21 protein-coding genes are annotated in these 25,524 nt (G+C 70.1%); 9 read left to right on the plus strand and 12 right to left on the minus strand.

All coding sequences use genetic code 11. From position 1 onward, the window contains the following. The first annotated feature begins 104 nt into the window (after positions 1 to 104). Together R4I43_RS29745 and R4I43_RS29750 are read left to right on the plus strand one after the other, a co-directional pair. Positions 105 to 2,018 carry a primary-amine oxidase gene (locus R4I43_RS29745; protein WP_324269016.1) on the plus strand — a complete coding sequence of 638 codons (1,914 nt, stop codon included), beginning with the start codon at positions 105 to 107 and terminating at the stop codon, positions 2,016 to 2,018. Then, positions 2,011 to 3,423, plus strand: a complete 1,413-nt coding sequence (locus tag R4I43_RS29750; RefSeq protein WP_324269017.1) for an APC family permease — start codon at positions 2,011 to 2,013, stop codon at positions 3,421 to 3,423. The genes R4I43_RS29745 and R4I43_RS29750 overlap by 8 nt, the downstream gene beginning before the upstream one ends. Here the strand turns inward: R4I43_RS29750 and R4I43_RS29755 are convergent. Then, positions 3,404 to 3,709 carry a hypothetical protein gene (locus tag R4I43_RS29755; protein WP_324269018.1) on the minus strand — a complete coding sequence of 102 codons (306 nt, stop codon included), beginning with the start codon at positions 3,707 to 3,709 and terminating at the stop codon, positions 3,404 to 3,406. The genes R4I43_RS29750 and R4I43_RS29755 overlap by 20 nt on opposite strands. A gap of 92 nt (positions 3,710 to 3,801) precedes the next feature. On the opposite strand from R4I43_RS29755, the gene R4I43_RS29760 reads away from it, so the two are divergent. Next, positions 3,802 to 4,359 carry a DUF5753 domain-containing protein gene (locus R4I43_RS29760; RefSeq protein WP_324269019.1) on the plus strand — a complete coding sequence of 186 codons (558 nt, stop codon included), beginning with the start codon at positions 3,802 to 3,804 and terminating at the stop codon, positions 4,357 to 4,359. Position 4,360: 1 nt separating this feature from the next. Continuing rightward, the gene (locus R4I43_RS29765; protein ID WP_324269020.1) at positions 4,361 to 4,723 is read left to right on the plus strand and encodes a DUF397 domain-containing protein; all 363 of its coding nucleotides are present in this window, start codon (positions 4,361 to 4,363) and stop codon (positions 4,721 to 4,723) included. Positions 4,724 to 4,731: 8 nt separating this feature from the next. Here R4I43_RS29765 and R4I43_RS29770 read toward each other — a convergent pair whose 3' ends face one another. Then, the gene (locus R4I43_RS29770; protein ID WP_324269021.1) at positions 4,732 to 5,541 is read right to left on the minus strand and encodes a hypothetical protein; all 810 of its coding nucleotides are present in this window, start codon (positions 5,539 to 5,541) and stop codon (positions 4,732 to 4,734) included. Positions 5,542 to 5,620: 79 nt separating this feature from the next. Between R4I43_RS29770 and R4I43_RS29775 the strand changes: the two genes are divergently transcribed. The 3 genes from R4I43_RS29775 (at position 5,621) to R4I43_RS29785 (ending at position 8,217) form a co-directional block, all read left to right on the plus strand. Continuing rightward, positions 5,621 to 5,917, plus strand: a complete 297-nt coding sequence (locus tag R4I43_RS29775) for a DUF1330 domain-containing protein (RefSeq protein WP_324269022.1) — start codon at positions 5,621 to 5,623, stop codon at positions 5,915 to 5,917. A 119-nt stretch (positions 5,918 to 6,036) separates the two neighbouring features. Then, a complete protein-coding gene (locus tag R4I43_RS29780) occupies positions 6,037 to 6,435 on the plus strand; it encodes a hypothetical protein (protein WP_324269023.1) in 399 nt (132 codons plus the stop codon). 273 nt (positions 6,436 to 6,708) lie between these two features. Then, positions 6,709 to 8,217: an acetyl-CoA hydrolase/transferase family protein gene (locus tag R4I43_RS29785; protein WP_324269024.1), complete on the plus strand. Its 1,509-nt coding sequence runs from the start codon at positions 6,709 to 6,711 to the stop codon at positions 8,215 to 8,217. Positions 8,218 to 8,384: 167 nt separating this feature from the next. On the opposite strand, the gene R4I43_RS29790 is transcribed toward R4I43_RS29785, so the two are convergent. From R4I43_RS29790 to R4I43_RS29800, 3 genes are all read right to left on the minus strand, one after another. Next, positions 8,385 to 8,624 (minus strand): hypothetical protein, encoded by a 240-nt coding sequence (locus R4I43_RS29790; RefSeq protein ID WP_324269025.1) that lies wholly within the window; start codon positions 8,622 to 8,624, stop codon positions 8,385 to 8,387. A 14-nt stretch (positions 8,625 to 8,638) separates the two neighbouring features. Continuing rightward, a complete protein-coding gene (locus R4I43_RS29795) occupies positions 8,639 to 8,905 on the minus strand; it encodes a hypothetical protein (protein WP_324269026.1) in 267 nt (88 codons plus the stop codon). Positions 8,906 to 9,268: 363 nt separating this feature from the next. Beyond that, on the minus strand, positions 9,269 to 14,758 hold the full coding sequence (locus R4I43_RS29800; protein WP_324269027.1) for an ATP-binding protein: 5,490 nt from the start codon (positions 14,756 to 14,758) through the stop codon (positions 9,269 to 9,271). A 210-nt stretch (positions 14,759 to 14,968) separates the two neighbouring features. On the opposite strand from R4I43_RS29800, the gene R4I43_RS29805 reads away from it, so the two are divergent. Further along, on the plus strand, positions 14,969 to 15,913 hold the full coding sequence (locus R4I43_RS29805) for a hypothetical protein (RefSeq protein WP_324269028.1): 945 nt from the start codon (positions 14,969 to 14,971) through the stop codon (positions 15,911 to 15,913). Positions 15,914 to 15,925: 12 nt separating this feature from the next. Here the strand turns inward: R4I43_RS29805 and R4I43_RS29810 are convergent, their stop codons facing one another. Continuing rightward, positions 15,926 to 17,023: a baeRF2 domain-containing protein gene (locus tag R4I43_RS29810; protein ID WP_324269029.1), complete on the minus strand. Its 1,098-nt coding sequence runs from the start codon at positions 17,021 to 17,023 to the stop codon at positions 15,926 to 15,928. A gap of 55 nt (positions 17,024 to 17,078) precedes the next feature. Continuing rightward, a complete protein-coding gene (locus R4I43_RS29815; RefSeq protein ID WP_324269030.1) occupies positions 17,079 to 17,669 on the minus strand; it encodes a hypothetical protein in 591 nt (196 codons plus the stop codon). Positions 17,670 to 17,933: 264 nt separating this feature from the next. On the opposite strand from R4I43_RS29815, the gene R4I43_RS29820 reads away from it, so the two are divergent. Further along, on the plus strand, positions 17,934 to 18,347 hold the full coding sequence (locus R4I43_RS29820; protein ID WP_324269031.1) for a ribonuclease domain-containing protein: 414 nt from the start codon (positions 17,934 to 17,936) through the stop codon (positions 18,345 to 18,347). Positions 18,348 to 18,417: 70 nt separating this feature from the next. Here R4I43_RS29820 and fabI read toward each other — a convergent pair whose 3' ends face one another. Genes fabI through R4I43_RS29845 form a run of 5 tightly spaced genes read right to left on the minus strand, consistent with a single transcriptional unit; the run spans position 18,418 to position 25,475 of the window. Next, positions 18,418 to 19,185, minus strand: a complete 768-nt coding sequence (gene fabI / locus R4I43_RS29825) for an enoyl-ACP reductase FabI (RefSeq protein WP_324269032.1) — start codon at positions 19,183 to 19,185, stop codon at positions 18,418 to 18,420. Between the two features lie 26 nt (positions 19,186 to 19,211). Continuing rightward, a complete protein-coding gene (gene fabG, locus R4I43_RS29830) occupies positions 19,212 to 19,907 on the minus strand; it encodes a 3-oxoacyl-ACP reductase FabG (protein WP_324269033.1) in 696 nt (231 codons plus the stop codon). 3 nt (positions 19,908 to 19,910) lie between these two features. Next, a complete protein-coding gene (fabF, locus tag R4I43_RS29835) occupies positions 19,911 to 21,173 on the minus strand; it encodes a beta-ketoacyl-ACP synthase II (RefSeq protein ID WP_324269034.1) in 1,263 nt (420 codons plus the stop codon). Further along, positions 21,170 to 22,804, minus strand: a complete 1,635-nt coding sequence (locus R4I43_RS29840) for a thiamine pyrophosphate-binding protein (RefSeq protein WP_324269035.1) — start codon at positions 22,802 to 22,804, stop codon at positions 21,170 to 21,172. The genes fabF and R4I43_RS29840 overlap by 4 nt, the downstream gene beginning before the upstream one ends. Further along, positions 22,797 to 25,475 (minus strand): aldehyde dehydrogenase family protein, encoded by a 2,679-nt coding sequence (locus tag R4I43_RS29845; protein ID WP_324269036.1) that lies wholly within the window; start codon positions 25,473 to 25,475, stop codon positions 22,797 to 22,799. The genes R4I43_RS29840 and R4I43_RS29845 overlap by 8 nt, the downstream gene beginning before the upstream one ends. Between the last annotated feature and the right edge of the window lie 49 nt (positions 25,476 to 25,524).

Consider the following 25,524-nt stretch of genomic DNA (forward strand, 5'->3'; position numbering starts at 1 on the left):
GGCTCCCGGAAGTTCCGCAGCGATCGTCTTCGCTCAGGGTCTTGCGTCGTGGGTCACAGTGCTTCACCCTTTCGTCTACACATGGAGAAAAACGGGAGGCCGAGATGCCCACCGATCCTGCTCACCCGCTCGCGCCGCTCAGCGCCGAGGAGATCTCCCTCGCGCGCGAGGTGCTCACCGGCGCCGATCTGCTCCCGCACACCGCCCGGGTCGTCTACCTGGGTCTGGAGGAACCGTCGAAGGACGCCCTGCACGCGAACGCAGCTCACGAACGAGTGGTGCGCGCGCTGCTGCACGACCTCGTCACCCCTGGCGGGCAGGACGTGCTGGTGTCGCTGACCTCGAAGTCCGTGCTGGCCCACCGCAGGCTCGACCCCGCCACCGACGGGCAGCTGCCCATCCTGGACGAGGAGTTCGAGCTGGTCGAGAAGGTGCTGGCCCAGGACGAGCGGTGGCTGGCCGCGCTCGAGGCCCGCGGGCTCGACGTGGCCGAGGTGCGGGTCGCTCCGCTGTCGGCCGGGGTGTTCGAGTACCCGGAAGAGGTCGGGCGCCGCATCCTGCGCGGGCTCGCGTTCCGCCAGGAACACCCGGGCGACCACGCGTGGGCGCATCCGATCGACGGCCTCGTCGGCTACGTCGACGTCATGTCGCGCACCGTGGACCAGGTCATCGACCTCGGACCGGTGCCGATTCCGGCTGAGCCCGGCAACTTCAACGACCCCGCCGTGGTCGGTCCACTTCGGACGAGCCAGAAGCCGATCGAGATCACCCAGCCCGAAGGCCCCAGCTTCACCCTCGAGGGAAACCTGCTGCGGTGGGAGAACTGGTCGCTGCGCATCGGTTTCGACGCCCGCGAAGGCCTGGTGCTGCACCAGATCTCGTTCCGCGACGGCGACCGCGACCGGCCGATCGTGCACCGGGCGTCGATCTCGGAGATGGTCGTCCCCTACGCCGACCCCTCCCCCGTGCGCTCCTGGCAGAACTACTTCGACACCGGTGAGTACCTCGTCGGCCGCTACGCCAACGCGCTGGAGCTCGGCTGCGACTGCCTCGGCGACATCACCTACCTGGACGCGGTGATCGCCGACGAGTTCGGCCATCCGCGCGTGCTGCGCAACGCGATCTGCATGCACGAGGAGGACTACGGGGTGCTGTGGAAGCACACCGACCTGTGGGCGGGTTCGGCGGAGACGCGGCGGCAGCGGCGGATGGTGCTGTCGTTCTTCACCACGATCGGCAACTACGACTACGGCTTCTACTGGTACCTCTACCTCGACGGCACCATCGAGTGTGAGGCCAAGGCCAACGGCGTCGTGTTCACCTCCGCGCACCCCGGCAAGGGCTATCCGTACGCCTCGGAGATCGCGCCCGGTCTCGGCGCGCCGTTCCACCAGCACCTGTTCTCGGCGCGGCTGGACATGATGGTCGACGGGCCCGACAACCTCGTCGAAGAGATCGAGGTGCAGCGCGTGCCGATGGGGCCGGACAACCCGCGCGGCAACGCCTTCACGCAGAAGCGCACGCCGCTGCGCCGGGAATCCGAAGCGCAGCGGCTGGCCGACAACCGCGCGGGGCGCGTCTGGCACATCACCAACCCGGCGTCCCGCAACCGCCTCGGCGACCCGGTCGGCTACGCCCTGATGCCGGAGGGCAACCCGGAGCTGCTGGCCGACGACGGGTCGTCGATCTCGCGGCGGGCCGCGTTCGCGACCAGGCACCTGTGGGTCACCCGCTACGACCCCGCGGAGCGTTACGCCGCAGGCGATTTCGTCAACCAGCACCCCGGCGGCGCCGGACTGCCCGCGTACGTGGCCAACGATCGCGACATCGACGGGCAGAGCCTCGTCGTGTGGCACACGTTCGGGCTGACGCACTTCCCGCGCCCGGAGGACTGGCCGATCATGCCGGTGGACTACACCGGGTTCAAGCTCAAACCGGTCGGCTTCTTCGACCGCAACCCCGCTCTCGACGTCCCGCCGAACGGCCAGGCTGGTTCCGAGGAGTGCTGCCATGAGTGAGAGACCTGGGTTGCGCGGTTCCATCGGCGTGGCCGGCATCGTGTTCATGGTGGTCGCCGCGGCCGCACCGCTCACCTCGATCGGCGGCGCCCTGCCGGTGATGCTCGCGATCGGCAACGGGCCCGCCGTGCCGCTGGCCTACGCGGTGGTGTCGCTGGTGCTGGTGGTGTTCAGCGTCGGCTACGCGGCGATGAGCAGGCACGTCGTCGACGCGGGTGCGTTCTACGCCTACGTCACCCGCGGCCTCGGCACCACACCCGGCCTCGGCGCGGCCGGGCTGGCCCTGCTGACCTACACGGCGATCCAGGCCGCGATCTACGGCCTGGCCGCCACCACGCTGCAGGACCTGATCGAGCACTACGGCGGGCCCGACGTCCCGTGGTGGGCGCTGGCCGCGCTGCTCGTCGCGATCGTCGGTGTCCTCGGCTACCGCAGCATCGAGGTCGGCGCGACAGTGCTGGGCGTGATGCTCGTGCTGGAGATCGGCGTCGTCGCGGTCCTGTCCACCGCGATCCTCGTCCAGGGCGGGCCGGGGGGCTACTCCCCCGTCTCGTTCAACCCCGCCGCGTTCCTCTCCAGCGCGCCGGGAGTGGCCGTGATGTTCGCGGTGGCGTCGTTCATCGGCTTCGAGGCCACCGCCATCTACGGCGAGGAAGCCCGGAACTCCCGGCGCACGATCCCGATCGCCACCTACGTCGCAGTCCTGCTCATCGGCGCGTTCTACACGCTGGCCAGCTGGACGATCGTCGTCGCCTACGGCCCGGCCCAGATCGGTGCGGCCGCCAACGCCGACACAGCAGGGCTGGTGTTCAACGCAGCCACCCGCTACCTCGGCCCCGCCTACGCCGACGTCATGACCGTCCTGCTGCTGACCAGCCTGTTCGCCGCCCTGCTGGCCTTCCACAACGCGATCGCCCGCTACCTGTACGCGCTGGGCCGCAACGGGATCGCACCGGGAAGGCTCGCCGCCACCCACACCCGGCACGGCTCGCCGCACATCGCCTCGCTCACCCAGACCACGGCGACCGTGATCATCCTGGCCGTCTTCGTCCTCGCCGGCGCCGACCCCGTGCTGAACCTGTTCACCTGGATGTCCGGCCTGGCCACCATCAGCGTCCTAGCGCTGATCCTGCTCACCGGACTGGCGATCCTGGTGTTCTTCGCCCGCTCCACAGTGGACACCCGCTGGTGGAACACGCGCATCGCCCCAGCCCTCGGGACGCTCGGAGTCCTGGCGATCACAGTCCTCGTCCTGACGAACTTCACGACGCTGATCAGCGGCTCCCCCACCCTGGCCGCGGTGCTGCTGAGCGTGGTGCCGCTCGCGTTCCTGGGCGGGGTCGGAGTTTCGCTGGGGAGGAAGCGGCACCGAACCGAAGCAGAACCTACGGACGTTGCCCATTGAGGCCGACATGCCACACGAGCCGCGCACTCACGAAGTTGTCGAGCCTGAACCAGCACAGGGAGTCTTCCGGCTCCGACAGCTTCATCCGCAGCCCGCCCCGCACCGAAACGACCTCGACGCGGTCCGAGAAGGCCATGCCCCAGGCCGCTATTCGGCAGTCAACCCGGTCGCCGTACTCCTGCACGACGGCGAACAACCGAGGAGCTTCGTCTTCGACTAGATCCTGCACGAGCTCCTGGAACTGAGCCTCGCCGCACAGCGGAGGTCGCCCCACGGGATCAGGCACGAGCGCGTCCAGCGGATGGGCACGCCCGCGCCGACCAGAACACCTGGTGGGCGCCGTTCGACGACGTCCTGCCGAACTGGTTCAAGACCTTCGTGGGCCTGGAGGGCATCGCGACCAGCGAGTCCAACTACGGATCGCTGGTCCTGCCAGGCCAACTGCAGACTCCCGAGTACGCCGCAGCGTTGCTGCAGAACAATCTCCGAGTCCCACCAATGGATGCCCAGCAGGTCGTGCGCGCTCGCATGGCCAGGCAACGACTCACCGACAACGTTGACCCGCTGCACATCCGCGTGGTCATCGAGGAATACGTCCTCGACCGTGTCGTCGGTTCTCCTGTGATCATGCGTGCGCAGCTGGAACACCTGCTGGAACTGATGCGGCTCGACAACGTCGAGCTCCACGTGATGCCGGTGAGCGTGGCGGTCCACGACGGTCTAGACGGCGACTTCCTACTGTTGGATTTCGAGGACGCCCAGAGCATCGGCTACATCGAGTACCCGACCGGCGCGATCTACATCCAAGACCAAGATCAGGTCGCTGCGTACAATCTCTCCGTAGATCGGCTGTGCGCTGCGGCTCTCTCGGAGTCCGATTCCGCCGAGGCCATCGCAGCGCGCATCGCCGCCCTGGGCCTGAGTACGGAGGACTGACATGACGGCTGCTCACAGCCTTGCGTGGAGGACATCCACCCGCAGCAGCAATGGTGAGAAGTGCGTCGAGGTCGCGCCCACCAGTGACGGCGTCGTCATCCGCCACAGCAAGCACCCCGAGGCAGGCACGATCGCGTTTTCCCGCTCGGAATGGGAAGCGTTCATCGGAGAAACCTGCGGCAGCTTATCCACACCGAACCGCGCGGCCACGATCAACCAATCCGGCACGGACACGGTCGTGAGGTCCCTGAACAACAGCGCGGTCGAGCTCAGGTTCGACGAAGACGAGTGGTCGGCCTTCACAGCAGGCGCCGCCGACGGCGAATTCACCTTCCCCACAGAACGCGCCAGCGCAGGCCGCTGACGCACCGGTCAGAACGACTGCTCCCGAACCCGACGCAGCACAGCATCCGTGCCGAGTTCCTCCCGTGCACTCGGGTTCTCGGTGTAGAAGCGAAGCAGGTGGAAGACGAGCGTCGGGTCCACGGCGAGGTGAACGGTGTCGACTTCGATCATCGGCACGGGCGGAAGCTTGTCCAGCTTCCAAGGGCCACCGAGCGGCCGCTTCTCCCAAGGCGCGTTGTCGTAGGCGACGACGAGCACCTCACGTGTGCCGTTGTAGCTCGGCTTGGCTCCGACAAACGAATCCCAAGGCAAGAAGGACTCAAAAGCCCTGCCTTCCCGACGGATTCCCTCAGCGGTGAGGACGACGCGGCCCCGGCGGATTCGCCCGAGTGCAAGCAGCACGAAGTAGCTGGCGAAGAACAACGCGGCCAAGGCGGCGAGCGCCATCGGGACGGTGCCGACACTGCCGTAGTCCCAAGCAGCGAACCCCGCGCACAGCAACAAGCACGCCACGATCAGGTTGATCAGCGCGAACTGCGCCCCTGAGTACCGAATCTCCGTCGCAGCTGTCCCACCGACGGTCGTCGTACGGAGATCCGAACCGCGATGCTGCGGCCGAAGGCGCGTCATGTACCCGAACGCAGCCACAAGCCAGAACAATCCGGCGAGGAGCACCGCGTACTTCGTCGCCCCGATGAACGCGATCCCGGCGGCAACGAGCCCCACACCCGAGCTCAGCACTCCGAGCACTACGAGGAAGCCGAACGCCAGAATGAACCGACCCCTGTTCTCCACCGGCCATTCCGCCGGCACTTCCAGGCGACCAGAAGACGGCATTCCAAGCATCCTCCGCAGCCCCTCCAATTGAGCTCGCCGTTTCTCCGATTCTGCGTCACGTCGTTCTTCGTGTTGATCAGTGGCACGGACAGCGACTCAGACGTCGGCGTGTGCAACTCTCTCATCAGCGAAAACACAAACCTGGCAGTTGCCGATTACGTGGAGGAGGACGACTCGGGCCTCTCCCCTATCGCCCGGGCAGGTCGCCAGTTCGTTCGAGGGCCGATTTCTCGTGCACTGCGGGCGGGTCGAGGTTCTGGAAGGCGACTGGCCGGGTGATGTGGTGATCATCGAGTTCCCGGACGTGGCGATGGCCCGTTCGTGGTACCACTCCCCGCCTACCAGGAGCTCATCGCGCTGCGGCCCCGTCATCTAGGGCTATCACCCGGCGCCGAAAGGCGAAGCGTTTTCGGGCTCGTTTGGCCGAGTAGGCACGGCTGAGGTGTGGTGGACTGGGGATGACGCGGTGCCGCCGAGCCGAGAGGCGGGTGCGTGATGTCCGAACGTCGTTCCGCGGTCAAGCGGCCCCTGATGGTGTGGCGGGTTCTCGGGGCTCTGCTCCTGCTCGCGATGGGCGAGATCCACTTCTTCCTGGTGCTGAGCGGGACGGGCGGGCTGCTGGGGGCGTTGTTCGTGGTGAACGCGGTGGCGTCGCTCGTGCTGGCCATCGCCCTGGTGATCGTGCGGCAGCGGTTGATGCTGGTGAGCTCGTTGAGCCTGCTGCTCGTGCTGGGGACGTTGTTGGCTCTGCTCATCGCGTTGTCGCCAGTGTCGCTGTTCGGGATGCGATCGAGCCTGGACTACCCCCTCGCGCCCACCTCGCTCGGCGTCGAGTCGGTGGGGTTGGTGGTTCTGGTGGTGACGACGGCGTTGGCGTTCAGCAGGCGGAGTTGAGGGGTCGCTGAGCGATCGCCGGTGTCGCCCAGCGAACGGCCCCGACACGCCCCACCGAGCTCGGCAGGGGAATCGCAGCGGCCTCCCGAAAATCTTCGTTTTCGCTGGTCAGGAACCACACTGAAGGGGCCTTGCGGAACCAGACCGCAGTCCCGGGAGGGCCTTCTGTGCCACCCGTCACAGTTAATCTCCCGCGAATCACGTGCTTAGGATCCGCGTCACACGAGCGCCGGGGTCGGCGTGGTGGGTCTCAACGGTGAGTGGAGGTCGTGGATGTCCGGCAGGATTCGGAATCGTCAGTTCGCCGCGAAGGTCGTCGCGGCCGAGGACGCCGCGGAGCTGATCAAGCCGGGCGACAACGTCGGCATGAGCGGTTTCACCGGCGCCGGATACCCGAAGGCCGTGCCCGCGGCGCTGGCGAAGCGCGTCGCCACCTCCCGCGAGATCGGCCGGCCGATGAAGGTCGGGTTGTGGACCGGGGCGTCGACCGCGCCCGAGCTCGACGGGGCGCTGGCCGAGGTCGAAGGCATCGAGCTGCGGCTGCCGTACCAGTCGGACCCGGCGGTCCGCGAGAAGATCAACTCCGGTCGCCTCGACTACACCGACATCCACCTCTCGCACGTGGCGCAGCGGGTGTGGCAGGGCATCTACGGCGAGCTGGACGTGGCCGTCGTGGAGATCAGCGGCATCACGCCCGACGGCGACCTCATCCCGTCCTCCTCAGTGGGCAACAACAAGACCTGGCTGGAGCAGGCGGACCGGGTGATCCTCGAGGTCAACTCGTGGCAGAGCGCCGACCTCGACGGCATGCACGACATCTACTACGGCACCGCTCTCCCGCCCCACCGCAGGCCGATCCCGCTCACCCACCCCTCGGACCGGATCGGTGTGCCGCACCTGAAGTGCCCGGCTGACAAGGTCATCGCCGTGGTGGAGACCGAATCTCCCGACCGCAACGCGCCTTTCACGCCGCCGGACGAGACCTCGCGGCAGATCGCCGCGCACGTGCTGGACTTCCTGGACCTCGAGGTGCGCAGCGGGCGGTTGCCTCGGGAGCTGCTGCCGCTGCAGTCCGGGGTGGGCAACGTCGCCAACACCGTGCTCGCCGGCCTGCAGGACGGGCCGTTCGAGGGGCTGACCGCCTACACCGAGGTCATCCAGGACGGGATGCTGCAGCTCATCGAATCCGGCACGCTCACGATGGCTTCGGCGACGGCGTTCTCGCTGAGCCCGACCGCGGTCGAGCGGTTCAACCGCGACACCGCCGCATACCGGGACAAGATCGTGCTGCGACCGCAGGAGATCAGCAACCATCCCGAGGTGGTGCGCCGTCTCGGCTGCCTGGCGATGAACGGCATCGTGGAGGCCGACATCTACGGCAACATCAACTCCACGCACGTGATGGGCAGCCGCATCCAGAACGGCATCGGCGGCTCCGGCGACTTCGCGCGCAACGCCTACGTGTCGATCTTCGTGACGCCGTCGCTGGCGAAGAGCGGTGCGGTGTCGACGATCGTGCCGATGGTCTCGCACGTCGACCACACCGAGCACGACGTCGACGTCATCGTCACCGAGCAGGGACTGGCCGATCTGCGCGGGCTGTCGCCGAAGATGCGGGCCGAGCTCATCATCGAGCGCTGCGCCCACCCCGACTTCCGGCCCGCGCTGCGCGACTACTTCGAGCGGGCGCAGCAGTCCTCCTACGGCCTGCACACCCCGCACCTGCTCGACGAGGCCCTCTCCTGGCACCAGAGCTTCATCCAGCACGGGACGATGCGGTGACACGACGTCGGGTCTCGGGTTCTGCGAAGTTTCAGTAACGGGGCCGCGGGTCCTGCAGGTCCGAGTTGCCACCGTCCACCACGGTCAAGGGCGTGAACGGATCGCGGTTGTGTGGAAGAACTTTCGCGCAGTCCACTGCACCGCACAAATAAGATGATGTCCGCAGGTCAGCGCTGGTTTTGGCGGGGCCAGAACCGGATGAGCCAGCGTTCGATTCCGTCGTGCGGGCAGAGTTCCGCCTCGTCTCCCTCCGCGTCGAGCCAGGCGAGGAACGCCGCTTCGGCTTCGGCTCGGCCTCGGCAGTGCGCCTGCAGGACGTAGGTGTCGGCGGGTACCGGGAGGACGCAGGCGCTTCCGAGGCTGGAGGTGCCGGAGACGAGCGCGATGTGCGGACCGGCGATCTCCACCTCGTGGACGACCGTCAGGTCCCACTGATCGGGCGGTGCGGGCGCGGGATGCCCCAGAGCTCCACATCCGCGTGCACGGCGCCATCTTCCAGAATGCTGCTGAACAGCGCCAGGTTCGGGCCGGCTCCGGTGGTGACCGGAGAGTCCTCGGACGGGAGCGGGGCCGTGCGCAACTCCGGTGCCTCCGGGTCGGAGAGCCGGAAGAGGTGTCGCTCGACGAGAACGAGATCCGAGGCGGCGGCGCGGGGAGCGGATGCGGGCGGGGTGCGGGCGTCGGTCATCTCGTCGACTTCCTGGTCGTGGAGGCTGACTCCTCCGCTTCTCGCAAGACGCCCAACAAGTCACTACAGCGGCGAGCAACGCGGAAGCTGTTCGCCACCAGAGGATGCCGACCTCGATCCTCGTGGAGTCGGTCGGCGTGGTCTGCTGGCGGTGACCACGACGCTGGCGTTGCGGAGGCGCACCGGATGCGGCTGGTCCCTCGCGACCACTTCGGGCGGGCTGAACGGCGTCGGGACTCGGGGTTGCGGAGTTTCCACTGGAACCTCCGCGACCCCGAGCCCCGAAAGCGCGGTGACCTGTAATTCAGTTGGGCGGGTGGTGGCGAGGTTTCAACTGGAACTTCGCCACCACCAATCGAGCCGTCAGCTCAGGTGGGTTTCGATGGCGTCGATGATGCGGGGGCGGAGTTCGGCGGCCTGGACGATGGCGTCGACCGAGCCGACCTCCACCGCGCGCTGGATGCTGTGCACCCGGTCGAACTCCGCGGCGACCTCGCTGAGCTTCTCGGCCCGGACCTCCGCGCGGACGTCGGCGAGCTTGAGGCTCTGGGCCGCGCGCTCGGGTCCGTCGGTGCTGGCCACGAGCTCTTCGAGCTCGCGGACCCTCGAGTCGTTGGCCGTGCGCTCGTTGACGTCGCCCGCGAAGACCACCGCTGCCGCCGGGGCGCCACCGATCACCGACGCGTAGGAGCCCTCCACGGCGAGGACCGTCATGTTCGGGTTGAGCGCCTTGGAGAACACCACGAACGCGCCGCCGTGGTAGCGGGAGATCACGCAGAACACGATCGGGCCCTCGAAGTTCACGATGGCCCGGCCGATCTCGGCGCCGTACTCCAGCTGCAGCTTGCGCATCGACTCCGGTGAGCCGTCGAACCCGGACAGGTTCGCCAGCACCACCAGCGGGCGGTTCCCGCTGGCCGCGTTGATCGCGCGCGCCACCTTCTTCGAGGAGCGCGGGAACAGCGTGCCCGAGGTGTAGGAGTCGGGACCGTCGGTGGGCGGGAAACCACGCCGCGCCACCGGCTGCGACTCGATGCCCACCAGGCACACCGGACGGCCGCCGAGGTGCGCGTCCTGCACCACCGCGGTGTCGGCGTCGGCCATGCCGGCCCAGCGCTCCAGGACCTCGTGGTCCTGGTCGGAGACGGCGCGCAGCACCGTGCGGATGTCGAAGGACTTCTTGCGGTCCGGGTTCGCCGTCGACGAGAAGATCTCGCCCACCGTGCGGAAGTCGCTGCCGGCCAGCTCGTGCGGGAAGCCGGAGATGTCGCGATCGCGCGGGTCGGTGCTGCCGGCCTGCCTCGGCGTGGCTTCGCCCGGGGCGATGTAGGTGTGCTCGTAGTGGGCCATCAGCACCTCGGCGGCCGCGGCCAGGTTCGGCGCCCAGTACTGGGCTTGGCCGTTCGGGCCCATCACCCGGTCGTAGCCGCCGATGCCGAAGTTGTCCTCGGCCGAGACGCCACCGGAGAAGTCCAGCGACTGCTTGCCCGTGAGCACCATCGCCGAATCCGGCGTCATCACCAGGATTCCCTTGGTGTGCATGAGCATCGTTGCCTCGGCGTTCCAGTACGGCTGGGCGCCGACGTTGATGCCCGCCACCACGACGTTGATCTCGCCGCCGTCCTGGGTGAACTGCACGATGCGCTTGAGCGCGGCGGCCACCCAGTCCATGTTCTCGGTGCCCGACGACATCGAGATGCGCGCGCCTGCCGACAGCGCGAACCACTCCAGCGGGACCTGCATCCGCTCGGCCAGGTCCAGGGCGGCGATCACCCGGGAGCACTCCGGCTCCGACAGCGCGCCGAGCGCCTTGGTCGGATCACCCAGCAGCACAACGCGTTTCACCCCATCGGGGTGGCTGGTCGTCGGGGTGCTGACCACGCCGGCGACGATCGCGGCCGAGTTCTGCCCCTTCGGCCGGTCCACCGGGACCAGCACGCCGGACTCGTCGAGGTCGTGCTCGACGAACGTGCCGTCGGGACCGGCGAGCATGCCGGTCAGCTCGTACGGGTAGGCGGTCCCGCGCTTGGCGGCCTTGAGCACCTTCTGCCGGTAGCTGTCCAGCGGCTGGATCGGCTCCGTCGAGGGGGCCTCCACCGAGATCCGCGTCGCCGCCCCGGCGTCGGAGCCGATGCGCACGGCGAACTCGGCGAGCTCACCGGTTCCCGGGTCGCGCTGCCGCACCAGGAACAGCACTTCCTCCAGCCCGGCTCCGGCGGTCGTGGGCAGCACGCGCTGCACGACCTCGTCGAGCTCGTCCATGGACAGCTCGTTCGGCGGCCAGACGTAGATGACGATCCGGTTGGTGCCGGAGCGCTCGTGGGCCTTGGGCTTCTTCGTCTGGGCCTTGCGGATCGCGTCGAGGCAGGCGGTGAGCACGCCTTCGGCCGCGGGCAGCGAGACGAGCCTGCCGTCCTCCTCGCGCAGCGGGGTCAGGTCGCGGACCTGCGCGAGCGCCACCAACCGCTCGTCGGCGGGGTTGTCGGGCGCCACGCAGCGGAACAGGTAGACCTCCTCGTCCGCCGAAGGCAGGCGGGTGAGGTCGAACTCGCGGAACCGTTCCAGCTGCATCCGCTCGGCGATCAGCGGGTGCAGGCCCCGGATCAGGCGGTCCTCGGCGACGCCGTCCGGTGCCGGGCGGAACGTGAAGTGGTGGTGCATGACCGCGCCGCTGGGACCGGCGACGGTGGTGGTGATCCGGCCGACCTGGCTCGGCAGCTGCTGCGCGGCCAGCACCTCGCCGAGGCGGGCCGCCATCGCGTCGGTGTCGTCGGGCTGGCCGTCCCACACGAGGTAGACGTCGGCGACCAGGTCGCCGTCGGAGGCCAGGTCGCCGATCGCGCGCACGGCCTCGGGCAGCGCGGCGAAGTCCACCGCGGTGCTCACCACGCGCGAGCCCGCGCCGCGGTGCTCGGCGGAGACGAAGGTGCAGTTCTCGACGTCGACCGTGCGGACGTCGTCGAGTTCGCGGTTGCCGTAGTAGCGGCGGGCGAGCACCTCCAGCAGCGGCGCCGGGTCGGTGCCCGCGCGACCGATGCGCTGGCCGACCAGCCGGACCAGCGGTTCTGCGCTGGAGACCATCGCCGAGATCCGCTCGGCGCGGTCCGGTGCGTCCGGGTTCTCGTCCAGGTACCGCAGGTGCTTGCGCACCCCCGAGTAGACCTCCGCGCGGTGGCGGCGCAGCATCGGTTGGGCGAACCAGCGGAACGCCACGGTGCGGGCGAGGTCGGACAGCGCGGGGAACCGCAGCTGGGTGGCCGCGACCAGGTGCTCCAGGGCGAGTCCAGCGGCCTGCCGGTGCGCACCCGACGGGGGCGCCTCCGAAAGCCACTGCCGCAGCAGGGTTTCCACGGCCGCCACGTCGGAGGCCGCGCGCTGCTGGGCGAGGAAGATGCGGAAGACCGCTTCCTCCAGCTCAGGGGCCCGGTCCAGCTCGGTGACCCCGTAGTGGGCGAGCACCCGGACCAGGCGCCGCTGGAACGTCTCGGACAGCCCGGCCCGCTCGACGTCGAGGCTCTGCAGGTAGGTGTGGAAGTACTCGCGCGGGCTGTGCACCCGCGAGTCGGCCGCGGTCTCCTCCCCGACCGGCCGGTTGCGGCTCAGCTCGGAGAGGTCGGCGAAGACCTCCAGCAGCCCGATCTCCTCGGCCATCGGCCGCGTCCCGGACTCGACGAGCTCCTCGCGCGCGTTCAGGTAGTCGTTGAGCACCCGGCGCTCGTCCTGCGGGTCCACGTCGAACCCGAGCAGCAGGCTGCGGAGGTCCTGCCTGCTGCGGCCCGCGCGCTCGGCGGCGTCGAGACCACCTGGCCCGGGCGGCAGCGCGAGGTCGGCGGTCTCGGAGGTGTCGGCCGCAGCACCGGCCTCGTCCTGGTCACCGAGCGGTTCCAGGCGCAGCAGCGGCGCGCCGGTCTCGACCTGGCTCCCGGTGCGCACCATGCATTCCCGCAGCTTCGCGCGGAACGGGGCGCGCAGCACCGTCTCCATCTTCATGCTCTCCAGCACCAAAACCGGAGCGCCTTCCTCGACCTCGGCGCCGACCTCCAGCGGGGTCGCGACCACCAGGGCCGGGGCGGGCGAGCGCAGCACGCCGCCTTCGTCGCGGCTGACCCGGTGGGCCACGCCGTCGACCTCGGCCAGGCACACCGGGCCGTGGGTGTCGGTGACCAGGCGGAACCGCTGGCCGTTGACGGTGATCTGCCCGGCGTGCTCGTCGAAGCGCTCGACCTCGACGTCCGCGGTGTGCACCGGTGCGCCGGTACCCGCGCTGATGCCGATGCGGAACCGCTGGTGGCCGACCCGCGCCACCTGCACCCGGTAGCTCACGCCGCGCAGCTTGAACTCCAGCGGCTGCCCGCTCTCGTGGCGGGCCTGCGGCCGTCCGCCGTGCGCGGTGGACAGGAACTGCTGCCGCTCGACGAGCTCGGCGTCCTCGTAGGCCTCGATGCCGGCGGCGGCCAGCGCGATCGCGGAGTGCCGGTGGGACTGGAGCTCGCCTTCCGCGCGAACGCGGTCGATCCAGCCGGTGTCGGCGGATCCGTCGATGACCTCGGACCGGTCGAGCAGGTCGAGGACGAAGCTCTTGTTCGTCGCTCCGCCGGAGACGATCACGGTGGTCTGCGCCATCGCGCGGCGCAACCTGCCCAGCGCTTCGTCCCGGTCGCGGCCGACGGCGATGATCTTGGCGATCATCGAGTCGAAGTCGGCGGGGATGGTGTCGCCGGCGTCGACACCGGTGTCGACGCGGATGCCGGGTCCGGCCGGGAAGTCCAGCCGGACGATCTTGCCCGGGGCCGGCGCGAAGTCGCGCTCCGGGTCCTCGGCGTTGAGCCGCGCCTCGATCGCGTGCCCGGACTCGGCCGGGGGCTCGCCCTCCAGCTTGTCGCCCGAGGCCACCTGCAGCTGGGCCTTGACCAGGTCGACGCTGGTGGTGGCCTCCGTGATCGGGTGCTCGACCTGCAGGCGGGTGTTGACCTCCAGGAAGGCGAACAGCTGGTCGCCGGGGTGGTACAGGAACTCGACGGTCCCGGCGCCCCGGTAGTCCACGGCCAGCGCGAGCCGCTCGGCCGAGGCCTTCAGCTCGCGGGCCTGCTCGGCGCTGAGCACCGGCGAGGCGGATTCCTCGATGACCTTCTGGTTGCGCCGCTGCACCGAGCAGTCCCGGACGCCCAGCGCCCACGCGGTGCCCTGGCCGTCGGCGATCACCTGGACCTCGACGTGCCGGGCGCCGGTGACCAGGCGTTCCAGGAAGACCGCGCCGCTGCCGAACGCCCGCTCGGCCTCCAGCCGGGTGCGCTCGTAGGCGTCGACGAGCTCCTGCTCGTCGTGGATCACGCGGATGCCGCGACCGCCGCCGCCCGCGGTGGCCTTGAGCATCAGCGGGTAGCCGATCTCACCCGCGCTGCGGATCGCCGAGTCGAGGTCGGCGACTTCACCTCGGCTCCACGGCGCCACCGGGACGCCGACCTCCTCGGCGATCAGCTTCGCGCCGATCTTGTCGCCGAGCTTGCGCATCGCGGTGGCGCTCGGCCCGATGAACGTCACGCCGAGCTTCTCGCAGAGCTCGGCGAACGCCGGGTCCTCGGCGACGAAGCCCCAGCCGACCCACGCGGCGTCGGCGCCGGACTCGGTCAGCGCCCGCTCCAGCACGTCCATGTCCAGGTACGGACGGTCGCGAGCCGCTCCGAGGTCGTAGCCGAGGTCGGCTTCGCGCACGAACGCCGCCGCGCGGTCGACGTCGGTGTAGAGGGCGACGGTTTCGATCCGCTCACCGGACTCCGCCTCGACCTCCCGCACAGCATGAATCAGCCGCATCGCGGCTTCCCCGCGGTTGACGATCGCCACGCGACGGAACACCGACCAGACCTCCCAAAGCTCTTCACGGAAGCACTCCGCTCCCACGTCCAAGCACACCCTGCCGGTTACTCGGAAGTATGGATATGTAGTTACCGCCGCGTGGTGGGCCGTGAAAATAGTCGAGACCCACCAATCGGGAGCTTCCGCGGAGCCGTGTCGGTGGTCCGCTGCACACTGGGTGCAGCGAGCGAGCAGCCCCTGGAGGAGCCGATGGCCTTCACCCCGCAGACGTGGCCAGGCCGGGTCATCCCGGCTGACCGGGAGCAGGCCGAGCTCGCCACCAGGAATCTCTTCCTCGACGTCTTCCCAGGTCACCCGGTGACCTCCGAGGCCGTCGCGATCCTCAACCGCTGGTTCGACGCGGGCTGGTGCGTCGACGCGATCAAGGTCGCGCTCGACAACCTCCCGGAGGGCGCGGAGGGCTTCCAGCCGCGGCGGGGCGATCAGGAGTCACCGGAGGACTTCCTGGTGAGGCGGCTCCGCAAGTGGTTCCGCGACGATGACGACGACTTCGAGCGCAACGCCCGGCTGGCACCACCCCGCGCCGGGCAGTCGCTGGACATGCACCTGCGGCTGAAGCGCCAGCAGCAGATCAACGATGGGCTCGTCTCCCGGCCCCGGAAGCTGACCGAAACCGGGCAGCAGGCCCGCAGGCAGGTCCGGCAACGCGCCAGCGAGGGCCGCCCGGATCCGGTTGCCCGGGCGCGCGCCCGCGACGCCCGGGTGCAGCGGGCGCTGGACGCCCTCGGCTCCGAGATGCCGCCCGCGCACGCCGACGGGGGCCACGACGGTGCGGACGATCGACGTGACTCGCAGCTGGTGGCCGGCTACGCGGCGCGAACCGCGACGGTCCGGCACGACCCGACGGTGCGCCGCATCCTCGCCCGCCTCACCGAGGAACGCCGCCGCCCGAACTCCCAGGAGACGACCATCCTGCGGCGCGCGATCCGCGGCGCGCACCAGCGCGCGGGCCTGGGCACCCTCGACGCGGCCACCGCCGACGCCACCAACGCGGTCCTGAGCGAGGACGCGCAGCGCATCCTCACCTACCTCGACCACGCGGTGAACTCGGGCCTCACGCTCGACCAAACCCTCGCCCTGATGCACACCCAGGTCGACGCCGCGACGTCCCCGAACGGCCGAGCCCAGCGCTGACGCGCACCAGGCTCAGTAGCGCACGAGCGCCGCGACTCCGTCTTCGCAGCTGGTGCCGGGCAGGAGCTCGGTGAACTGCGCGTTGCCGTGCACCGCCGAACGCAGCAGGAGAGCGCTCGCGGGGGCGACGAACGCCGCGGGTGCGTCGTCTCCCAGCGCGGCCACATCGCTCACCACGGCCAGCGGGTCTCGCCGGGATGCCGTCAGGTCCGGATCGCCGTTCCGATCGGCCGCCAGCAGCAGCGTTTCGACCCGGCCCTGCGACAGCGCCTCCATCACCGGGTTCAACCCCTGCACGGCCTTGCCGCCGGCCAGCTGCGCGTCGAGCCGGTCGAGGACCTGCTGATGGCTTTCGAGCATCGCCTGGTGCATCGCCTCGTCCACGCTGGCCCGCAACCCGTCGAGGGCCGACTGGTCGGTCCGCCCGCCTTCGACGTGGACGAACCGGCCGGCCGGTGTGCGCGTGGTGAGGTGTTCTCGCAGCAGGCCGATGGCCTTCGGGTCTCCCGCGATCAGGATGACCGCGGCCTGGACCTCCGCGGCTGCCTCCCGGATGTCCTCGGCGACCTGCTCGGTGTTCTCCGACCACAGGTTCACCGAGCGCCGGTGGTAGGCGGCGTGCGAGACGGCGCCCGCGCGCACGCGGCTGATGTGCAGCGTGGAGCCGTTGAAGGTGCGCTGGAAGGACGGCGCCGCAGCCGCCGCCGGGTAGGCGTCGACGTCGGCCCCCTCGCGGTCGACCGCGACGACGACGTGCGCCAACTGGTGGTCCCGATCGATGGCCAGCGGAAGCGGGTCGGCCACCGGCAGCTGCACCGCGCTGTCGCTGCGCGGCGGGTCCGACATGGTGTGGGCGGCGAGGATCCGCCCACCCGAGGCGAACAGCGCCTCACCCTGGGGTCCCGGAACGTCCTTCGCTCCCCCGACCACCTCGTCCACGGCGGCCAGGGTCTCGGCGGGAGCACCTTGCTCGCTGAGCGAGCGCCGAGCGGCCTTCCACCGGAGCTCGATCTGCTTGTCCGCGTCGACCGCACCGCGGCTGGTGTCGAGGTGCACGGATGCGACATCGCCATCGCTTTCGAACACCGGACGCAGGAACTGGAGATCCATCGGTCACCTCGTTCGCTCGGCGAGCGCCTCGCTGCCATTGGAACGCCGGTGGCGGTCAGGTGTCATGTCGATCCCCGGTCGGCTCGGTCGTCCGCAGCCAGGCCCGCCAGGCGAGGTGGGCGAAGGCGATGATCACCAGCACGTCCACGACGTAGGCGACCCACTCCAGGCGGAGGACTCGTGCGAGCGGGAAGGCGATCGCAGCGAGGCAGATCAGGGAGGCGTCCCACCACGGGGCCGTGCGGGTCCACAGCAGCAGCGCGCCGAACGCGAACATGGCGGCGGGGAAGGCGGGCCCCGGCAGCCACAGCACGAGCAGGCTCTGCGGCGGGTAGTCGGCGAACCGCTCCAACCCGGCCCGATCGTGCAATCCGAATGCGCCTTCGAAGAAGCCCTGCAGCCCGAACGCGATGGTGCCGAACATCCCGACCAGCAACAGCAGGAGCCACAGCCCTGCCGCGATCGGAACGCGTTCGCGCAACCGCTCGTGCTCGCCGATCAGTCCGAAAACCCAGGGCACCGTGGAAAGCGCGATCAGCATCCCGCCGTTGACACCGTAATGGCCGTCGACCCAGAAGAACGGTGATGCGGCGAAGACGACCGGGCCGACAACCAGGGCCACTGCCTGCAACCGCTGCACGACCATCGCCGCAGACTATGGCCGCTTCCAGTGGCCCGCAAAAGCGGCTCGGCGCCACCAGCACCCGCGCGTGGGTGCACGGTTCTCCTCGGACGTGCTGGCCGCTGTGCGACGCCGCGACGACATCCCCAGGCGGCCAAGTGGTTTGGCGTGGTTCGGACCACTGATGTTCACGTGCTCTTGATCCGGTTGTCCAGTTGTCGCAGATCGGTCCCGAAAGTCTGAGACGTCTCTAGATTCCGGGGACACCGACGACTTCCGGGAGGACGCGTGACGAACCATCGCATCAACCCAGTGATCAAGCTGCTCGTTGCCGCTTTCGCCGTGCTCGGCCTGCTCGGCGGCGGCAGCGTCGCGATCGCACCGGCCGCCACGGCCGCGGTCGCGCAGGCGTGCGACGTCAAGGGGTGCGACGAGGCTCGCAGCTCGAACGAGATCTGGGCGTCGCTGGACTACCCGTCGCAGCGCGGCTGGGTGGACTGGCCCGACGGGCAGTGCAACTTCGCCGGGGGCACCTACAACAACTACGAGGGCCAGCTCCCCGAGGGCCACAGCTACCTCGAGTTCGACGTGACACCGCGCGAGTGCGGTGCTCAGCGCCAGGCCTACCGCCTGGTCCTGGACACGACCACCAACGAGGTCTACTTCTCCCCCGACCACTACAGCACCTTCCACCTGCTGTAGGACTCCGGAGGTTCCAACTGGAACCGCCGCCCCTCCCGCGAGGTGCGCGCGGTTCCAGTTGAAACCTCCGTCACCGGCCCGTCGAGTGCAGACCGCCGTCGGCGTGCAGGACCGCGCCGGTGGTCACCGGCAGCCAGTCGGAGAGCAGGGTGCACAGGGTGCGGCCGACCGGCTCCGGGTCGGTGGTGTCCCAGCCCAGCGGAGCTCGGTCCTTCCAGGCCGCTTCGAGGTCGTCCGGGCCTCCGATGGAGCGGGCCGCGACCGTGCGCAGCGGGCCTGCGGCGACGAGGTTGACCCGGATCCCGTCCGGGCCGAGTTCCCTGGCCAGGTAGCGGGTGGTGGATTCCAGGGCCGCCTTGGCCACGCCCATCCAGTTGTAGCCGGGCCAGGTGACGCCCGCGTCGAAGTCCACGCCGACGATCGAGCTCCCCGGCGACATCAGCGGGCGGCAGGCGACCGCGAGGGACTTCAGCGAGTAGGCCGAAACCTCCACCGCCGTCGCGACGTCCGGCCACGGGGCTTCCAGGAAGTCCTCGCCCAGGCAGCTCGGCGGCGCGTAGGCGATCGAGTGCAGCACGCCGTCGAGCCGGTCGACGTGCTCGCGCAGCTGCGGGGCGAGACCGTCGAGCATGGCCTGGTCGGTGACGTCGAGTTCGATCACCGGCGGCGGGTCCGGGAGCCGGTTGGCGATCCGCCGGACCAGGCTCAGGCGGCCGTAGCCGGTCAGCACGACGCGGGCGCCCTGCTGCTGGGCGACCCTGGCCGTGTGGAAGGCGATCGAGGACTCCGTCAGGACCCCGGTGATCAGGACCTGCTTGCCCGCGAGCAAACCCGGCATCGTGCTCCTCCTGTTCGTCTGCGGGCTCAATGGCCCATGCCCGCGCCGCCGTCGACCGGGACGACGGCTCCGGTGATGTAGCTCGCCTGCTCCGAGGCCAGCCAGCGCACCGCTGCGGCGACCTCGGCGGGCTCGCCGCAGCGGCCGAGTGGGGTGCCGTCGAGGATCTGCCGCTTGCGGTCCTCCGGCACGCGGTCGGTCATGTCGGTGCTGATCATCCCGGGTGCGACGACGTTGACCGTGATGCCGCGCGAACCGAGTTCGCGGGCCAGCGAGCGGGCCATCCCGACCAGACCGGCCTTGCTCGCGGCGTAGTTGGCCTGGCCCGCCTCACCGCGGAGCGCGACCACCGACGAGACGAAGATCAGCCGGCCGCGGCGCTGCCGCAGCATGCTGCGCGCGCCGCGCTTGGCGACCCGGTAGGCGCCGGTCAGGTTGGTGTCGAGGACCCTGCTGAACTGGTCCTCGCCCATGCGCAGCAGCAGCTGGTCGTCGGTGATGCCCGCGTTGGCCACGACCGCGGTGATCGGGCCCAGCTCGGCCTCCGCCTCGTCGAACGCCGCATCGACCTGGTCGGAGTCGGTGGCGTCGCAGGCGACGCCGAACAGACCGTCCGGCGCCCGGCTCCGGTGCGTGACCGCGACCGGTTCGCCCGCCGCCTGGAACTCGCGGGCGATCGCCAGGCCGATCCCCCGGTTCCCGCCGGTCACCAGCGTCGCCACGGCTCAGCCCTCCCAGGCGCCGAGGACGACGACCGCGTTGTGCCCGCCGAAGCCGAACGAGTTGCTCATCGCCACCCGGACCTGGTGCTGCTGCGGTTCGTTCGGGACGAAGTTCATGTCGTCGGCCAGCGGGCGGTGGCAGTTGATCGTGGGCGGGACGATCCCGCTGCGGATCGTCTGAACAGCGGTGATGGCCTCCACCGCGCCGGCCGCACCGATCATGTGCCCGGTCATGGACTTGATCGAGCAGATCGGGATCTCGGTGGCTCGCTCACCCAGGACCTCGCGCAGCGAGGCGACCTCGGAGGCGTCGTTGAGCTTGGTGCTGGTGCCGTGGGCGTTGACGTGGTCCACGCGGCCGGGGTCGACACCGGCGTCGGCGAGCGCCGAGCGCATCGCGCGCTTGGCGCCCAGGCCCTCGGGTTGCGGCGCGGTCCAGTGGTAGGCGTCGGAGGAGCAGCCGTAGCCGAGGACCTCGGCGAGGACGGTGGCTCCCCGCCGCTCGGCGCGCTCGGACTCCTCCAGGACCAGGACACCGGCTCCCGCGCTCATGACGAACCCGTCGCGGTCCTCGTCGAAGGGGCGGGAGGCCGCCTCGGGGTCGTCGACGCGGCGGGACAGGGCGCGGGCGTTGCCGCTGCCCGCGAGGTCGACTCGGGTGACGCAGTTGTCGGCGCCGCCCACGATGACCGCGTCGGTGAGGCCGAACTGGATCCAGCGGGCTGCCTCGCCCAGCGCGTCGGTGCCGGTGGCGCAGGCGCTGCTGATCGCCCGGCTCGGGCCGCGGGCCCCGAAGGCCATGCTGATCTCGCCCGCGGCGCTGTCGATCGCGCCGGTGATCGGGGCGTACGGGCTGATCGCGCGGGGCCCCTTCTCGCGGATGGCCACCGAGAAGCCGTCGATGGAGTTGACCGCTCCGTAGCCGCTGCCGATGAGAACGCCGACCCGGTCGGCGTTCTCATCGTCGATGTCCAGTTTGGACATCCGCTGGGCCTCCACGGCCGCGGCCATCGCGTACTGGGCGTAGCTGTCCATGCGGCGGGCGGTGGTGCGCGGGATGTGCTGGGTGGCGTCGAAGTCCTTGATCTGCCCCGCGATCGAGGTCGGCAGGTCGGAGGCGTCGAAGGTGCTGATCTCGGCGACACCGCTGCGGCCGGCGAGGAAGGCCTCCCAGGTGGCGTCGAAGGTCAGGCCGACCGGGGTCACGGCGCCGACGCCGGTGACCACCACGCGGCGGCGCAGCGGGCGGATGTTCTCGGAAATCATGGGAGCTCCTCATCGGGTTTGGCGGTGCCGAAGTCGCCTTCCGGGCGCAGGGCCGAGTCGTCGAGGGCCACCAGCACCTCGATCACGCAGGGCGTGCCCTCGGCGGTGAGCCGGACCGCTTCGGCGAGCGCCGGGGCGAGGTCCGCGCGCCGTTCCACCAGCGCGTGGTGCACGCCCGGGGTGCGGGCCAGGGGTTCGTCACCGGTGAAGGCGAAGCCGGTGATCGGTGGTTCGTGCTGGTCGGCCTGTTGCTGCAACCAGCCGTAGCCGCCGTTGCGCAGCACCAGGTAGCAGACGCCGAGGCGTTCGCGCACCAGCGTGCGCAGGTCGGCGGCGAACAGGGCGAACGCGCCGTCGCCGACCAGGGCCAGGACCGGCCGGTGCGGTGCGGCGACCTTCACGCCGGCGGCCGCGGCGGCACCGAAGCCGAGGCTGGTCTGCTCGGAAGGCACCACCGATCCGCCGCGTGGGCCGCAGCTGTAGTTCGGGAAGAAGTAGGACCACATGTCCTGCAAGCCGTTCTCCTGCACCAGGATCCGGTCCTGCGGGACGACCTGCTGCACCTCGGCGAGCAGGTCCGGGATGCGCAGCTCGCCGGACACCCGGGGCCGCAGCTCCTGGCGCGTGGCGGTGACGAGATCGGCCCACTCCCCGCGCCGGCCGCCGAGGTCGCCGGCCAGCCAGCCTTCGACGGTCGCGGCGGCGTCCCCGGCCACGCAGGGACCCGAGCGGTCGGTGGCGAACTCCTCGGCCGCGATGTTGAGCTGCACGACCGGGACCGCGTCGCCGATCGGCTCCGGCCAGTCGAGGGTGGCGGTCTCCTCCAGCCGGCTGCCCAGCGAGACCACGCAGTCCGAAGTGGACCAGAGCTGCGCGGTGGCCGGTGCGGCGTAGAGGCCGGAGAGCCCGAGGAAGTGCGGGTGGTCCTCGTCGACTGCCCCGCGTCCGGAGGCGGTGCAGAAGATCGCCGCACCGAGGCGCTCTGCCAGCCGTTCCACCACCCGATCCGCGTTGCGGTGCCGCATCCCGCCGCCGACCAGCAGGATCGGCCGCTCGGCCGCCCGCAACGGACGCGGGATGCCGGTGGTCAGCTCCAGACCGCGCCCGCGCAGCGGGACGTCGGCGTCCAGCAGGTGATCCGGCACTTCCAGGTACACCGGCCCGGGAGCGCCCTGGGTGGCCACCAGCAGGGCCCGGCGCAGGGCCGGGACCAGCCGGTCGGCGTGCTCGACCCGGTGCGCCCACTTGGTCAGCGGCGCGAGCGCCGAGACCTGGTCGAGCTCTTGGAAGGCGCGGGCACCGATGTGGTGCGGATCGGTGCCCGCGCCGATCAGGACCACCGGTGCGTGGGAGCACTGGGCTTCCAGCAGCCCGGTGGCGGCATTGGTGACGGCAGGGCCCTTGCCGACGACCGCGGCGGTCGCCGCCCCGGTCTGCAGCGCGTGGCCGGTGGCCATGAACAGGGCGTTGCGCTGGTCGCGGCACAGCACCAGCCTCGGCGGGTCGTCGGCGCGCTCGATCGCGTCGAGCAGCTTCAGGTCGTCGCCGGGCAGTCCGAACAGGGTGCCGGCGTCGTGCTGCCGCAGCACCTCCAGGACCGCCGGCCAGGCGCCTCTCACCTGGTCAGACATCTGCGGCCCCGATCAGCTCGCGGCGTCGCGACTCGGTGCCGAGGTGGTCGGCGACCGCCTTGGACAGCAGCAGCGGCTCGGCCACCCGGCGCGTTCCCAGCGCCGCGTAGTTCGCCACGATGCCCCGGCCGCCGAAGGGCTCGTTGCCGTCGTCGTGGTCGACCAGCGTGCTGTTGATCGTCACGTGGTGCCGCTTGCGCAGGAACTCCACCACCTCCGGCATGTCGCCGTAGACCGTGGCTCCCATAGCGCGGTCGATGTAGAACGGCGAGTTCAGCACCGACAGCAGTTCCTGGTCGGTCGAGTAGCGCACCACGTTGAAGATCGGCGCGAACATCTCCGTGGCCTGCGCCTTCGGGTCCAGCGGCAGGTCCAGCACGGTCGGCCGCAGGTGCATGTCGATGATGCTGACCTCACCGCCGGAGACGATGTGCCGGGAGTTGCGGCGCAGGTAGTCGAAGGAGTCGGCGAAGGCCTCCAGGTAGTACATCGACCCGTAGTCGCTGGTGGTGTCCCGGTTGTCGCCGTGCCGCAGCTTGGCCGCGTAGTGGCACAGCGCGGGCACGAACACGTCCGCCACCGACTCGTGCACGAAGATCCGGTCCGGGCCGAAGCAGTCCTGCCCGGAGTTGATCATCCGCACGTCGATCAGCGCGGGGATGGCGCTGCGCAGATCGGCGTCCGGGCCGACGATGAACGGGTTCACGCCCTGTCCGAAGAAGACGAACAGCTGCTCGGGGGTCAGCTGCTGGCGCACCTTCTCGGCGTTGTGGTAGGTGCCGGTGAACACGACGAGCTCGGATTCGGCGACCGCGCCCGCGATGAACTCGCGCTGCGCCATCGAGCAGTCGTGGATCGGCAGCTTGTGCGCGGGCGAGAGCAGCTCGTGCAGCTTGCGGGTCAGGTCGGCGATCTTGCTCGACGCGCGGAAGCTGACCTGGTCGCAGTACAGGCTGGGGATCAGCAGGTACAGCACGTAGGAGTACAGCGGGATGTTCGAGGGCATGAACACCGCCGCGCCGTCCACCGCTCTGGGCCGGTGCTTGAGGACCTCGTCCTGCGCGCCTTCCAAGGTCCGGATGCACAGGTCGATCTCGCCGTTGACCGTGGCGTGGTGCGAGACCTCGGTGAGCAGCTCGTGCACCTGGGAGCGCTGCGACTGCAGGAACTCCACGACGCTGCGCAGCGCCTGCAACCGCTCCGGGTGCGGGATCGACGGGGTGCCGCCGTGAACGCGGCCGCGGGCGATCTCGCGCAGCGCCTCGGTGTCGACCTTGCCGTTGAGGTTGAGCGGGAACTCCGGCACGACCACCACCCGGTTGGGCCGCTCGTACTCGGCGAGCTCGGCGGCGAACCGCGCCCGCCAGTGGCCGGCGCTGCGGTCCTGCTCGTCGGCGACGACGAACACCAGCTCGCTGCCCAGCCGCTCGTTGTCGAACGGGACCACGCGCACCGGGCGTCCGCAGCGCTCCACCTTCTCCACCAGCGCGTCCGGGTAGATCGTGTGGCCGAGGCGGTGCACCGCCTGCTTGCGGCCCACCAGGGTCAGGTTGCCCTGGTCGTCGAGCCAGCCGAGGTCGTTGGTGTGGTAGTCGCGGTCGACGACCGGCACCGGTTCGCCGTCCTCACCGAGCAGCGCGTTCATGTAGTCCGGCGTGCGCACCACGATCTCGCCGCGCTCCCCCGGCGGCAGCGGATTGCCCTGCGCGTCGACGATCCTGACGTCGATGCCGTCCAGCGCCCGGCCCACGCCCCTCGGGTCGGGTTCGACCGCGAGGGCGATGTTGCCGGCTTCGCTGCTGCCGTAGCCGTCGAGCAGCGGTGTGCCCAGCACCGTGCGGAACCGGCCGCTCAGCGCCGCCGGCAGCGGGGCTCCGCCCACGCACCACATCCGGACGCTGGCCAGCGACCCGTGGTAGCGGGTGCGCTTGCCGTAGATGGCCAGCATCGTGTCGTAGCTCGACGGGGTCGCGTCCACCACCGTCACGCCGTGCTCGCTGATGCGGTCCAGCGCCCGGTCCAGCCGGTTGGACGGGTTGACCACCAGCGTGAACTCCGACCACCACCACAGCAGGATGATCGACAAGCCGTACTGGTGCGAGAACGGCAGCAGCGGCATCAGCACGTCGCTGCCCGCGTACCGCATCCGGCGCTGGGTGCGCTCGATGTTGTCGCGCACCGACCCGCCCGAGCGCACGATGCCCTTCGGCGTTCCGGTGGTGCCCGAGGACCACAGCACCAGGCCGTCGTCGCGGCGGTACCAGGACTCGAACGACAGGGCGTCGTGGACGTCGGCGAAGGCGTCGACCGGCCTGGACAGCCGCACCTCGCTGAGCACGTTCTCCAGCGAGATGGTCTCGACGTCGAGCTCGTCGGCGGGCACGTTCTCGTCGCACAGCAGCCACTTCGCCTTGGCGTGCGCGATGCCCCGCCGGTGCTCCTTCGCCGACTGCCGGTGGTCGACCAGCACGATGGAGGCGTCCACGGCGATCAGCGCGAACAGCGCCACCACGAACTCCGCGGAGTTCGCCGCCGATAGCACCACCCGGTCGCCGGGGCGCACTCCCCCGCCGCGCAGCCGGTTGGCCAGCAGCGCCGCGTCCCAGGCCACCTGATCTCGGCTGACCACACCGTCGTCGGTGATGAGCCCGCCGCTCGCGTTGTCCCCCATGAAGCCTCGCCTTCCTGTAGTTCCGTGCGCGGAATTGGTCGTGGGCCGC

Source organism: Saccharopolyspora mangrovi (assembly GCF_035320975.1).
GTDB classification, from domain to species: Bacteria; Actinomycetota; Actinomycetes; order Mycobacteriales; family Pseudonocardiaceae; genus Saccharopolyspora; species Saccharopolyspora mangrovi.